Below are 13,103 nucleotides of genomic sequence, written 5' to 3'. Positions count from 1 at the left end.
GATTGACGAATTCGCTGGGCCGGTTCAGGCTATCTTAGTTGGGGTGATTCGTTTGAGGGGAAACGGTCCTCGGGGGCTTGGAACTTCAATCGACGACATTGGCTTTGCTACATCTTCGCCGAAGTGGTGGCGATAGCGTTTGCCTTGGGGGAAGCTGAACGTGCGATCGAATGCGGTGCTGCTGTCCTGTTCTGCCCTGGCGCTTGCTGTGAGTTCCTTACAAGCCTCAAGCGCCCAGACGGTCAGCTATGAATATGACGCCCTTGGCAGACTGGTGCAGGCGACCGATAGCGGCGGCCCGAACAATGGAACCGTCAGGCAAGCCTGTTTCGACCCTGCCGGCAATCGGACATCGTACAGGGTCGGCGCAGCTGGGGGAACCTGTTCGAGTTCGACCCCTACGCCTACTCCCACACCAACGCCCACCCCGACTCCTACGCCAACCGGAGATCCGATTGCGAACACGGACAATCTCGGACAGGTGCACCGCTGCGATCAAGTCACGATCAATCCCGTCCTGAACGACACGTCGCCGAACGGAAAATATCCGCTCACCCTCGTCTCCGTCGCTACTGGTCAGGGTGCCAAGCCGCAGATATCCGGGAATAATGTAACCCTTAGTCTTTTTCAGGGTGGCGCTAAAAGCATCGAATATGTGGTAAAAAATTCTGTAGGGGAACAGTCTACCGGATTTATTACATTTACCGGATTTGGTAAATTGACGGACTGTGCATAGTCATTTTTGATTCTATATTATTTATGGATGGGCCATGCGTGATATGTTTTCCGGTTCAAAGAGCTTCTTTCAAGCACTTTTGTCAATCAAGCGCAATGCCGTGGCCTTGGTCTTCACAGGATTCGCCGTTACCACGCCGCAAGTTCTAAGCGCCCAGGACATCCCGAATACGATCTCGCCTATTCAGATAGAGCCCGATCGAAACGGGGTGAACATCATCGACGGCAAGATGACGCCCGATGCGCTCGTCCTTTCGGTGCCGGCGGCGCCGCGTCTGAAGTTCGACCGGGTTCAGAATGCCGCACCCTATATCAAGGGCGAGCAGATCCGGGATTTCGACGGCGGCGAATGGTCCGGTTCGTGGACCGTCCACACAGCGGATGGCGTCTCGGAATCCTTCCGCTGTTCGTTCGAGGTTACGGATCACAAGCAGTGCGAAAGCGTTACCGGCTCAGGATCGTACCTCGCATTCGGGGGCAACTATTATCGAAGGTCGGGTTCAGGCGAACGCTACTCACTAACCCTGACCCATATCTACACGCTGCCGACACCCACGCAGCAGCAACAGCATCTTCGCCTCTTCTACGCCTCGAAGATCGAATATCCGGACGGCGAAGTCATATCTTACGAATATGACACGGCGAAGCTGACCACTGATCCCTACAGCCGCACCTTCTATCGGCCCAGCAAAATATCTACCAATCTCGGCTATTATATCAGCATCAGCTACCAGAATAACGATCTGACCCAGATCGGCTGGGGCACGCCGAGCGTCGTCTCGCTCTACAAGGCGAGTGATCCGTCGACACCGCTGGGCCGACTGACCAACAACGGCAACGGGACGGTCACCGATCTCGCGGGCCGTCTCTATCAGGGCTATAATCTTGGCAATCTCGGGAGCGATGTCGAGGAGACGAGCTTCACAAGGACCTTGCCGACCGAAGCCTCTCCAACGCTGACGGTGACAGCGGCAACCGGTCTCCCCAGTGCGGCGCCGATGATCGGCACGGTCAACCGCGACGGTGTATCGTGGAGCTATAGCTACACGAACCCCACCTATTATACCGGGCTCGGCAATTACGTCTTCGACAGGGTCGATGCCACCGGTCCCGATGGTTATCACAAGACCTATACGATCGCGCGGACAGCGATCAACAGCGCGGCGGGCGGCCGCAATCTGATCACCGGCGTCAAGGACGAGTTGGGCCGGCAGACGAGCTACACCTATGATACCAAGATGCGGGTCACGCAGATCACGCAGCCCGAAGGCAACTCGGTGTCGCTCGGCTGGGACAAGGCCGGCAATATCATATCGAAGACCACGGTCGCGAAGCCGGGTTCCGGCCTCGCGAGCCTGAGCGAGCAGGTCTATGTCAATCTGACGCCCTATCTCTCGCCGACGGGTCTTTTTGTCGAATGTGGTGGCACGGTCATGTGCTGGCGGCCGACCTGGTCGCGCGATGCGCTGAACCGGCAAACCGACTATGCGTACAACGCCAACGGCCAACTCACCGAGCAGACCGATCCCGCCGATGCCGATGGTGTGCGGCGCAAGACCTATGCCGAATATACACCGTTCGACACCGGCGCCGGCATCCTCTCGCGCAAGACGCGGACGCGCGTCTGCGGCGAAGGCACCACCTGCGGCACCAACGGCGAGTTCCGCACCGAAACGGACTATTGGGAAAAGACCTTCCTACCCGCGGTCGAGCGCCTCGTCGATCTTGCGAGCGGACAGACACGCGAGACCAGTTATAGTTATGACGCGGCGGGCCGGGTGCTGTCGATCGATGGCCCGCGCCCCGGCGCGGATGACGCGCAATATTTTCGATACGATGTCATCGGCCGAAAAACGTGGGAGATCGGAGCCCTCGCGCCCAATGGCCTGCGGATCGCGAAGCGCTTCACCTATCGCGATTCCGACGACCAGGTGACGGCTGTCGAGACGGGGACGTTGCCAGACGCGTCGAGCAGCACGCTGACGGTGATCGAGCGAACCGACATGATCTTCGACAGCCGGCGCTACCTGATCCGCGAGGCGGTGTCGGCAGGCGGCCAGACGCTGAAGGTCACCGACCGGTCGTTCCTCAATCGCGGACTTGCGGACTGTACTGCGGTGCGCATGAACATGGCGGCGCTTCCGGCGGCCACCGCGACGGGGGCCTGCTCGCTTGGCACGCAAGGCACCCAAGGCCCCGACCGCATCACCAACAATGATTATGATAGCGCCGGGCAACTGCTCACCGTCCAACGCGCCTTCGGTACCCCGCTCGTTCAGAATTATGTGCGCTACACCTATACGCTGAACGGCAAGCAGCAGTTCGTGACCGACGCAAACGGCAACAAGGCGCAGCTCCAGTATGACGGGCACGACCGTCAATCGCACTGGTATTTTCCGAGCAAGACCGCAGCGGGAACGGTCAGCACGACCGATTACGAGCAATATGGCTATAATGCCGTCGGCAACCGGACTTCGCTGCGTCGCCGCGATGGGCGTACACTGACCTTCGCGTTCGACGGGCTCAATCGGATGATCTCGAAGGTCGTGCCCGATGGCTGCGCGCCGATCCAGGTCGGCGCCTGCGCGCCCGCGACCGCCACCCGCGATGTCTATTATCGCTATGACATGATGGGCAACCAGCTGACCGCTAAGTTCGATGGCGCCACCGGCGGTGACGGTGTGACCAGCAGTTATGACGGGTTCGGACTGCTGCGGACGAGCACGATCAGCATGGGCGGGTTCTCCAAGGCCCTCGCCATGACCTATGATGAGGCAGGCAATCGATCGCAGCTTACTCACCCCGATGGCCAGGCTTTCACCTATGCCTATGACGCGCTTGGTCGGCTTAGCGGAGTTTATGAGGGTGCAGGCACATCGGTTCCGCTCGATCAGTTCAGCTATAATGCGCGGGGTCTGATCGCCGGCCGCTCGGAACGGTTCGGTAGCGGCGTTACCTACGGCTACGACACGCTGGGGCGGCTTAATAGCCAGTCGGATAGCTATGTCGGCGGCGCGGGCAATGTGACCGTCAGCCCGATCACCTATAATCCGGCTTCGCAGATCGTCGGCTTTACCCGGAACAATATCGACTATGCGTGGAAGGATGCGGCGCCGACGACGCTGGCCTATGCGGCCAACGGACTCAATCAATATGCGAGTGTGAGGGGCATTTCCTACACCTATGACGCCAATGGCAATCTGACGGCCGATGGCATCAGCACCTATGCCTATGACGCGGAGAATCGGCTGATCTCGGTGTCGAACGGGACGACGCTCACCTATGACCCGCTAGGGCGGCTCTGGCAGGTTGTGAAGGGCACTGCGAATACCCGCTTCCTTTATGACGGCGATGCGCTCGTCGGCGAATATGACGCCGCGGGAAGCTTGGCCGCGCGCTATGTGCATGGCAGCGACACCGGATTTGACGACCCGCTGGTCTGGTATCAGAGTGGAACTGCACGGTGGCTTCATGCCAACCATCAGGGCTCGATCGTCGCGGCGACGAACGGTGCCGGCGGGGCGCCCTCCATCAACCTATATGACGAATATGGAATGCCCGGCCCGAGCAACAGCGGTCGCTTCCAATACACCGGCCAAGCCTGGCTACCAGAGATCGGGATGTATCACTACAAGGCGCGCATTTACTCGCCTCCGCTGGGGAGATTCCTCCAAACCGATCCCGTCGGCTACGACGATCAGATGAACCTCTATGCCTATGTTGGCAATGATCCGGTAAACGGTGTTGATCCGACCGGCGAGGTTTCCATGGACGGGTGCGGCTCCAGGATCGGCAGCGTGAATAGCTGTTCTGGTGCGTCAGGGGTTGCCTTTGATGCACTGCGAAACCAACAAATTGCCAAATCTCAGGAATTTCAGCCTCGCGGCCGAGGCGGATCGAGGCGAGGTCCGCCAGGCTCGGGAGGTATTCTTAATGTGCGGGAAGAGATTGCTCGCGGGCAGTTGAACATTCTTCAGCCGGGCGCCCCGGAGATTCAGAGCACTGGACCCGTGACGACTACGCGGGTTGAGACACTGGAAGCAAGAGTCTCAGCTCTGCAAAGAACACGATTTCAGACTAATCGAGAGGCAGACGCCGTTGCTCGTGCACTGGGGTACAGAAAAACAAATTTTGAATCGCATGATCGACCCGTGTACGTAAATATGAAAGCGCCCCGAAGCGAAAGATATATCTCGCCAGATAGAGATAGTCACAGTGGAGGCGTGTGGAAAGCTGGGTCATCTCTTGCCTCCCTCTACAGTAAAACAACGCGCTCTGGCACTTACGCTAGGGACATGACATTTCGACTTGGAGACTAAAATTGAAAATGAGATCTTACAAAATTGAAAAGTCCTCAAAAAATTTCCGTAAAACCTACAAGGATTTTGCAAAAAGTATATTTAAGTTGAATAATATTAGAAAAATATCCGCGATCCGTGCAGAGATATTCACATCAGAGAACAACCAGATAGTGGTTAATAAGACGAAAAACTATGAAAATGTACCATTTAGTGTTATGTCTAGATTGATGGATGATGATATATTTTTAACTATAGGCGACAGGAAAAGCATATCTATTATTTATCATAGTGACGATGAAGAAATAATATTGTACTTTAAGGATAATATTAAAATACCGGACATGGAAAATGTAATTTTAAACTATGAAAAGGATGAATTTTCTATGAATGAATTTGAGATAAACGAATCTAATCTATGATATCTTGCAAATATCACTCAATTGATGTTGTATTCCCAAGCAAATTCATGTATTCTTTACTTTGTTAATTCGTTTTTCTAGAATAAACTGTACGATTTTCCCGTGATTTCCCGCTCCTAAGTCTGGCAAGGTGAGATATTAGTCTATAAAATGGAATTCCGAGGGGATTGCGATGACGGTGCGATAAATGAACCGCAGCCTAGAATTGAAGCTACGTCGTTTGTCGAGGTCCGGCTAATCACGCAAAAACAACCCCGAGACGCTCCGTCCGCTAACGTCTCGGCTAAATTGCAACACGATATCCACCGTCGTCCGCACGTAAGCGAGAATATCCTCCCTTTGCAGGGTCGCCCCCCCTTCCAGAACCAGCAATGCCAGCTGCTCGAACGCCCGCTCGACACTATCGGCGTGAATGGTCGTCATCGATCCAGGATGACCGGTATTAATCGCGCGCAGGAACGCGAACGCCTCGGGTCCACGCAGTTCGCCAAGAATGATCCGATCGGGCCGCATCCGGAGCGACGCCGACACAAGATCGTTCGCCGTGACAGCAGCCTCGCCGAGCGCACTCCGCGCTGCAATCAACCCCACCGCATTCTCATGCGCCAGCCTGATCTCGGGCGTATCCTCGATCAGGATCAGCCGCTCTTCGACTGGGATCTCCCGAATAAGCGCATTGAGAAAGGTCGTCTTGCCTGAAGAGGTGCCGCCCGAGATCAGGATATTGAGCCGGCCCCGCACTGCCTCACGCAGCGCCGCCGCGACGTCGCCGGCATCGACCAGCCCTCTTACGCGATCCAGCGCGGCCGACTGCGCATCGCCAGCGGTCCGAACATTACGGAACGCATCGGCCGACACATAATCGTCTAGCGTCAGCGCTGCCGAGACATGCTTGCGGATCGCGATCGCCAGTTCGCCGCGCGTCGCAGGCGGAGCGACAATCTGGATACGCGAGCCATCGGGCAGGCTTGCGGAGAGCAAAGGATGCTCGCGGCTGATCCCCTGGTGACTAAGCGCCGCCACCTGCCGCGCAAGCCGCGGGAGTAGCGCAGCATCGAGCGCCGGCACATCATGCCGCTCGATCTTGCCACCCAGTGTCTCGATCCAGAGCTCGCCGGGACGGTTGATATAGATGTCGGTGACGTCTTCGCGATCAAGCGCGAAGGCTAGCGGCGCAAGATAGCTGCTTAAATAAACCCGATCGGCAAGCCCTGCCGTCATCGCCGCGCCTCGACCGCGGTGAAGTCGAGATCGCGCGCGACGAACACGCTGATGCTCGTCCCCTGGCGAACGCTCAGCGTCGGCGGAATCTGCGTTGCAGGCGTCGCGGTGCCGGCGGTCGGGAAGGAACCAGGCAGCGCGACGACAACCGAGTCTCCAGCCGACCGCGCCGCAAGATTGCCGCCGATCAGCATGGCCGTCTGCAGGATCGAACCCGCGAACCGTTCGAAGAAGTGGCTGTTCACCTTGGCACGAACCCCGCCGACGCCGACGGGGTCGGTCGTGGGCGACCCGATCGCAATCGTCACCCCATCGGGACGGATCAGCCGCGTCCAGGTCACGAAGGCGCGCTTCTGCCCGGGGCTGGTTTCGGACTTATACTCGCCGATCAGCCGGCTGCCGCGCGGGATGAGGACGCGCGTGCCGTCGAACCCATGCACGTCGCGCTGCACGAGCGCGCGCGCGAACCCCGATCCTGTCGAGTTGAACGCGGTTTCGAGGACAGCGGGGATGAGCGTGCCTTGCGGAACGGTCGTCGATCGATCGGCCATGGAGCCAGCCCTGCTACGCGCGGCGATATCGCCGCTTGCCAAGGACGATTGGCTTCCGCCCGGCGCCGATGTCCCTTGCTCGCCTGCCGCTTGCGGCTGCGACGCATCGACGATCAGGATCGCGCCCGAGGCCGTCCGGGGCGGCGCCACGGGAGGCGGCGGGGCATAGGATATCGGCGGTGGAAGATCAGACGATGGTGCTGGCGGCATCGAGGGCGCGAGCCGCACATCCGGAGCCTTCGTTATCGGCACCGCAATCGCCGGGGGCGTCAACGGAATGGCCATAGCCGCCGGCTGCACGGGTGGGATGTAGAGCGGCGGCGGCACATCGGATGCCGCCAGCAGATCGGCGCGCGCGGGGCGCACGGCAGGCGCGGTCAAGGCGGTTCGCCGTGCCTCAAGGACAGAAAACAAGACCGCCCCGGCGACAACCGCCCCAATAGCGATCGCCACCGTCGAAAGACCCGCCGAGGGCTTGGCGACGCGCGGCAGCACCCCGCGCTCGACCGGCTGGTCCTGCGTCTCGGCCGATGTCTCGGGTGCCGTCATGGGGCTGGGTCCTTGGGAACATAGCGTTTCGCGCGCGCGGTCTTCTGATCGATCCGGAACAGCAGCTCTTGGTGGACGCTGTCGATGACATAAAGCCCGCCGCGCATATTGCCGTTCGCGAGGCGCTCGCGGCCATATTCGTCGATGAAGAAGGCGGCAGGCAGCGACGTATCCGCGGGCCAGTCGATAAAGGTCTTTGCGCCATCATCGCTGATAGCATCGGGCCAAAGCGCCTTGGTACCGCTCAACCTGTATTTCGCGACCTGCTCGCCCACCTCGGCTGGAGTGTTGGGTGAACCGCCCGCGGCCTCGGCGGGATAGTTGAACCGCACCTCATAGGGCGGCGATCCATAAGCGACGGGCACGAGATCGAAGGCGTAGAAGCGCGCGCTGGTGATCACCGTCATATTGGTGCTCACCCCGTCCTGCGTCGGCCGGACGAACAACATATTGCCGCTCTGGCTGGCGACAACTTGCCAGGCGCCGCTGTCGCCAAGCGCAACGTTCTGGATCCGTTCGTCGGGGGAGAGTGCTATCATGACCTGATAGCCTGCAGCCCCCTCGATCTGGACGACCTGGTCGCGCCGATAGTCGATCGTCTGCATGCGCGGATCGCCGCCGCTCGGCTGCGGGCGCACCTGTGCTGCAGCCCCAGAGGCTATCAACGCCCACAGCAGCAGAGGCACTCTCTTCATCACGGCCGCGCCGGGGCCATCTGCGATGTCGCCTGAGGCGCCGCTGCTTGTGCGCGCGGATCGGCAGCCGGAACGGCTACCGAGGCCGCAGCAGACTCAGGCACCGTCAAAGCTTCGGGGCTCTTGCGATAGCTTGTGACCTTGAACCCGAGCGGGTTGATCATCCGGTCGGCAGCACTCATCGGCTCGCCGCTATAGCTGTAGCGGGCCACAACGACCCACGGCTGCGACGGATAGACATGACCATTGGCATCGCGCCGCCGCGTATCGAAGCGGATCATCGCCGTGTCCTGCCCAAGCGGCGTGACGCTCTTTACCTCGACATCGACGAGCGAGGATCGCGGCAGGCGGACTAGCGGGCTCTCCGGGTTCGATACCTGAATGGCCGAGAGATAATCTTCTCGCGCTGCACCGGCAGACCAGAGCGCGACCTTGCGATAGTCGTTCTGCAGCGCGTCGATGTCGAATCCTTCGCGCGCGATCACATATTGGACGAGGAAGGACTGGGTGAGCGCTTGGGTTGGCGAGATCGTCTCGGCCTGCAGTGGCTTCAGTTGCTGGACGAACCCGGTCTGCCGGTCGACAAGCAGCGTGTAAGGCTCGACCGTCTTCAGCGGGGTCAGGAACAGGAGCGCCAGCGCCTCGCATATTGCGATCGCACTGGCGCCGCCCGCGACCCACCAAGCGGTTCGGCGCGACGAGCGTAGCGTATCGTTGCGATCCTTGGCCCAGCTATCGGCTTCGGTATAATAAGCGTTGAGCGCTTCGCGGCTGTTCTTCTTCATAGACGTTTGTCCCTGGCGCGGGCGCGTGTCGATACGCGCTGGCGCGTTCGCCGGCTGGCGGAGGCGAGTATCGGAGCCCGCTCGGACCGGTCGCTGCTATCCTGTCTCGCCGTGCTGCGCGCGATATGGACGGCGCGCAAGCCGCCGGCTCCTTCGGCAGCCAATGTCTCGCGGCGCTGGTTCATGGCAACGGCGTCAGCGATCGCAGCGGCGCGCGAGCGGCTTTCAATGGGCGGATGCGCGGCAGCGGCCCGGGTCGCCGCGGGCACGGGGCGTGCGTCGCTTGACCAACCGTTGGGAATAGCCTGCGCCCATGCGGGGATACGGAGGCTCATTGCAATGCGGGCCGTCAGCCACATCACCGCCGCCAGCGCGATTGCGAAGACCGTCGTCGCGGCAAGCAGTTGGGCCGGAACGCCGATGATATCGAGATCGCCCGTGCGCCGGGCAAGGAGTGTCGCGAGCCAGGGCTCGACAAAGGCCAGCTCGACGCCGAGCGTCACCGCGATCGCGAGACTACCGAGCGCGGTTCCGAGCAGCGCTTTCAGCCAGCCTTCGAAAAGCCCGCGGGTTCCGTCGAACAGCAGGAAGGCGGCGAACAGCGGTGCCAAGGCAAGAAGCAGGGCAGCGGCGATCCGGACGAAGGCGAAGGAGGCGATCGTCGAGACGAGAAAGATCACCCGGGCAAAGCCGAGCGCAAAGCTGTCGAACCCCAGAAATGGCGGCGGCGGAACCGAGGGCATCAACGGGCGACCGTCGGGGCCGAGCGGCACTGGACCCACGCCCTCGATCGCTAGCACCTTCAGCGCCTGATCGACAGCATCGATCCGGCCTACGAGCCCCCCGCCGCTACCGGGCAGGTTCGTCGGGCTCCCGATCGCCGACGCGAGTTCGGCCGGGGCCTGCAGGATGATGTTGTAGACCAGCGTCTGATAGGCTGGCCAGCTTGTGGCGAGCACCAACACGAGACCGATCTTAACGAAGGTCAGCACGCCTTCGCGCACCGTCGGTGTATGTCCGAGCAGCATGCGATAGCCGAAAAAGGCAATCAGCAGCGTCACCATGCCGGTCAGCAGGATCGAAGCCGCCGATCCCGGTGCGGCCAGCGCCTTATAGCCTTCGGCGCCGAGCAATTGCGCCTGGCAATCGAGGAAGCGGATCGCGCTCGGCGCGAAGCTTTCCGCGTTCGGGATGCTATCGCAGATGGTCGCCATCAGGCCCGCTCCATCAGAGCGTCATACCAGGCCTCGGGTGCGTCGCCATGTTCGGCGCGTAGCTCGTCAAGCAGGCGCACCGTCCGTTCGCGTCCCGAGAGGATCGTGAGCAGTTCGCGCTCGCCGGTCAGATTCAGGCGGACGACGACGCTTTCATTGCCATGTTTGACGAGGAAGCAATGCGCGCTGTCGGGAAGCGAGCGCACCAGTTCATACTCATGGGGTGTGAGGCCGAAGCCATCGACATAATCCTCGGCGCGCGCCTTCGGGTTTGCCATGAAAATCTGCGTCGCGGCCTGTTCGATGATCGCGCTCGCAATCCGGCTTTCGAGTGCATCCTGCGCGCTCTGGGTCGCAAAGCCGACGATGCCGTTGCGCTTGCGGATGGTCTTTTCCCAATCCTTGATCCGGCGCACGAACACATCATCGTCGAGGGCTTTCCAGCCTTCGTCGACGACGATGATCGCCGGGCTGCCATCGAGCCGCTCTTCGACACGGTGGAAGAGATACATCATCGCCGGCGTCCGGACTGCCGGATCGTCGAGGATTTGGGTCATGTCGAACCCGACCGAGCGAACGGTGAGGTCGGTGGCATCCGTTTCATTGTCGAAGAGCCAGGCATGTTCACCGTCGCCCCACCAGGGACGGAGACGCGACCAGAGATCGTCGGCATGCGGGCGGTGGCCGCCACGAAAAAGTTCGACGATATGGCGGAGTCGGCGATGATGCGGCGGCTGCGCATAGTTGGCGTCGATCGCATCCTTGATCTGCGCCAGCTCTTCGACATCGGCGGTGCCGCCAAGCAGGGCCAGCCAGTCGATCAGGAATTGGCGGTTGGCTGCCGTATCCTCGAGCTGAAGAGGATTGAGCCCCGAAGGCGTACCGGGGCGCAGGACATCGTAGCGCCCGCCGATCGCGCGGACGAACAACTCGCCGCCGCGATCCTTGTCGAAGAAGACGATGCGCGGATCGAACTTGCGCGCCTGCGCGAGCAGGAAGTTGAGCGCGACCGTCTTGCCCGAGCCCGACGGTCCGATGATCGTGAAATTGCCGAGGTCGCCTTGGTGGAAATTGAAGAAATAGGGGCCCGCGGCGGTGGTCTCGAGCAAGGTGACGGCCTCGCCCCAGTGATTACCCTGCGGCTGGCCGAGCGCAAAATTATGGCCGCTCGCAAGTCCTGCGAAATTGCCCGTCGAGACAAGCCCGCGCCGCGCGATATATTTGAAGTTTCCGGGAAACTGCGCCCAGAAGGCGGGCTCAAGCGCGATCTCCTCGCGAACCGCGATGATCCCGAGATCGGCAAGCGATGCCTGAACTTCAGCGACGCCGGCATCGACTTCGTCGGGTGACGCGCCGCGGATCGCGATCGTCATATGATGCTCGCCGAACCCCGAGCGGCCCGCAGCGACTTCGTCTTTCGCGTTCGAAAGCTCGGAGCGCAGGCTCATCGCCTCATCCTCGGCCGAGCGCATCCGGCGGAGCGTCAGGTTCATCCGCCCAAGCGCGGCCTGGCGTTCGATGAAGCCGAAGGACTGGGCGACGGTGAGTTCGAACGGAAGCCGGAGCAGTTCGTCGAACATGCCGGGGCTCGTCTCGCCGGGGTAATCCTTGATCGATACGATGCCGAGATAGGTTCGGTCGGCATGACCGGCAGGCGCCAACTCGATGGCTTCCTGGCCGAAGCTGATTCGGCGGTCGGGGAGATAGGCACCGATATCCTGCGTCGGCAGCAGGACCGGACGGGTCTCGCCATTATAGAGCGTTGATACAAATTCCAGCGGCTCGGAGCAAAGGCCGGCCTCTGCCTCGTACACCGACAGCAGTCTCGGCTCATAGCTGCCGAGCGCAGCTATCAGCGCCTCGCGCGCCGCGTCGAGCTGGCGCAAATCCTGCGCCGCCGTCTCGACGGGCGAGCTTGTCCGGCTGAGCTTTTCCCGCAAGCCATCGAGCAGGCCGACGCGCCCCTGCAAGGGCCGTCTGATCAGCGTGAGATAGAGGTCATTAACGAAGAGCTGGCGGCGGTCGAGCCGGCCTTGCCAGGCGGCATCGAGTTTAGCCGAGAAAGCATCGTCGAATGTCGCACCGAGCCCGACGTCGACGCGGCGGCGGACGATATGATGGTATAACGCGAAGCGCGACGAGCCGATCGCCTGCAGCATCGCATCGCGCAGGCGCTTGCGATAGTTGATTTCTTCGGTGTCGGCGGTCTCGAACAGCAGGCCCCGCATCGCGATGACCTGCATGAGCAGGCCGTCGCGGGTCGCGATCGTATGGCCGTCGACATGATGGCTGTAGGGCAGATGCCGGCCCGCCGGAGCTTCTCTTGCAACGACCTTGGGCGAGGAGGTCAGGGCCGGTAGGAGTTGCATCGCCAGATCGAGAAATTACGCACCCGCGGGCACTTGCCGATCCTTGTCAGCCAGAGATCGAAGAAGCGCGGTTCGCGCAGGCACAGCAGCACGCCCGCGAGATGGACGATGAGCGCGATGACGAGCGCCCAGATCGTCTTGAAGATCAGGAACAATTCGGTTGCCACGATCGCGTTGGCGACGAAATAGCTGTAGGTCACACCGGCAAACATTTGCGGTCGCGTCAGCGCGACGAAGACAGAGTCGCGTTCGACCCCATTCATG

The 13,103-nt window shown here is 60.8% G+C and carries 10 protein-coding genes; 3 read left to right on the top strand and 7 right to left on the bottom strand.

The features are described 5' to 3' along the window. The first annotated feature begins 160 nt into the window (after positions 1-160). The 3 genes from NP825_RS14365 (at position 161) to NP825_RS14355 (ending at position 5,455) form a co-directional block, all read left to right on the top strand. Positions 161-736 carry an RHS repeat domain-containing protein gene (locus NP825_RS14365; protein ID WP_257544704.1) on the top strand — a complete coding sequence of 192 codons (576 nt, stop codon included), beginning with the start codon at positions 161-163 and terminating at the stop codon, positions 734-736. Between the two features lie 208 nt (positions 737-944). After that, positions 945-5,054 (top strand): toxin C-terminal domain-containing protein, encoded by a 4,110-nt coding sequence (locus NP825_RS14360; RefSeq protein ID WP_257544702.1) that lies wholly within the window; start codon positions 945-947, stop codon positions 5,052-5,054. 209 nt (positions 5,055-5,263) lie between these two features. After that, positions 5,264-5,455 carry a hypothetical protein gene (locus tag NP825_RS14355; RefSeq protein WP_257544700.1) on the top strand — a complete coding sequence of 64 codons (192 nt, stop codon included), beginning with the start codon at positions 5,264-5,266 and terminating at the stop codon, positions 5,453-5,455. Between the two features lie 234 nt (positions 5,456-5,689). Here the strand turns inward: NP825_RS14355 and virB11 are convergent, their stop codons facing one another. Genes virB11 through NP825_RS14320 form a run of 7 tightly spaced genes read right to left on the bottom strand, consistent with a single transcriptional unit; the run spans position 5,690 to position 13,102 of the window. Then, positions 5,690-6,676, bottom strand: a complete 987-nt coding sequence (gene virB11 / locus NP825_RS14350; RefSeq protein ID WP_257544698.1) for a P-type DNA transfer ATPase VirB11 — start codon at positions 6,674-6,676, stop codon at positions 5,690-5,692. Beyond that, a complete protein-coding gene (locus tag NP825_RS14345) occupies positions 6,673-7,776 on the bottom strand; it encodes a TrbI/VirB10 family protein (protein WP_257544696.1) in 1,104 nt (367 codons plus the stop codon). Before NP825_RS14345 ends, virB11 begins: the two co-directional genes overlap by 4 nt. Beyond that, complete coding sequence (locus NP825_RS14340; RefSeq protein ID WP_257544694.1) at positions 7,773-8,462, bottom strand: TrbG/VirB9 family P-type conjugative transfer protein; 690 nt, start codon at positions 8,460-8,462, stop codon at positions 7,773-7,775. The genes NP825_RS14345 and NP825_RS14340 overlap by 4 nt, the downstream gene beginning before the upstream one ends. Before the next feature lie 8 nt (positions 8,463-8,470). Continuing rightward, complete coding sequence (locus NP825_RS14335; RefSeq protein WP_257544692.1) at positions 8,471-9,256, bottom strand: virB8 family protein; 786 nt, start codon at positions 9,254-9,256, stop codon at positions 8,471-8,473. After that, a complete protein-coding gene (locus tag NP825_RS14330) occupies positions 9,253-10,470 on the bottom strand; it encodes a type IV secretion system protein (RefSeq protein WP_257544690.1) in 1,218 nt (405 codons plus the stop codon). The genes NP825_RS14335 and NP825_RS14330 overlap by 4 nt, the downstream gene beginning before the upstream one ends. Then, positions 10,470-12,839, bottom strand: coding sequence for a VirB4 family type IV secretion/conjugal transfer ATPase (locus NP825_RS14325; RefSeq protein ID WP_257544688.1), 2,370 nt, complete (start codon positions 12,837-12,839; stop codon positions 10,470-10,472). Before NP825_RS14325 ends, NP825_RS14330 begins: the two co-directional genes overlap by 1 nt. Further along, positions 12,818-13,102, bottom strand: a complete 285-nt coding sequence (locus NP825_RS14320) for a type IV secretion system protein VirB3 (protein ID WP_257544686.1) — start codon at positions 13,100-13,102, stop codon at positions 12,818-12,820. The genes NP825_RS14325 and NP825_RS14320 overlap by 22 nt, the downstream gene beginning before the upstream one ends. Position 13,103: the final 1 nt, after the last annotated feature.

Source organism: Sphingopyxis sp. DBS4, assembly GCF_024628865.1.
In the GTDB taxonomy this organism is placed as follows: Bacteria; Pseudomonadota; Alphaproteobacteria; order Sphingomonadales; family Sphingomonadaceae; genus Sphingopyxis.
The sequence above is the reverse complement of the archived record's forward strand: the minus strand, read 5'-3'. Positions and strand labels throughout refer to the sequence as shown.

Excerpts from the sequence above, each read along its gene's own strand:
- NP825_RS14355 (WP_257544700.1), top strand. The coding sequence starts at position 5,264 with ATGGATGATGATATATTTTTAACTATAGGCGACAGGAAAAGCATATCT.
- NP825_RS14330 (WP_257544690.1), bottom strand. The coding sequence starts at position 10,470 with ATGGCGACCATCTGCGATAGCATCCCGAACGCGGAAAGCTTCGCGCCG.
- NP825_RS14345 (WP_257544696.1), bottom strand. The coding sequence starts at position 7,776 with ATGACGGCACCCGAGACATCGGCCGAGACGCAGGACCAGCCGGTCGAG.
- NP825_RS14335 (WP_257544692.1), bottom strand. The coding sequence starts at position 9,256 with ATGAAGAAGAACAGCCGCGAAGCGCTCAACGCTTATTATACCGAAGCC.
- NP825_RS14325 (WP_257544688.1), bottom strand. The coding sequence starts at position 12,839 with ATGCAACTCCTACCGGCCCTGACCTCCTCGCCCAAGGTCGTTGCAAGA.
- NP825_RS14320 (WP_257544686.1), bottom strand. The coding sequence starts at position 13,102 with ATGAATGGGGTCGAACGCGACTCTGTCTTCGTCGCGCTGACGCGACCG.
- virB11 (WP_257544698.1), bottom strand. The coding sequence starts at position 6,676 with ATGACGGCAGGGCTTGCCGATCGGGTTTATTTAAGCAGCTATCTTGCG.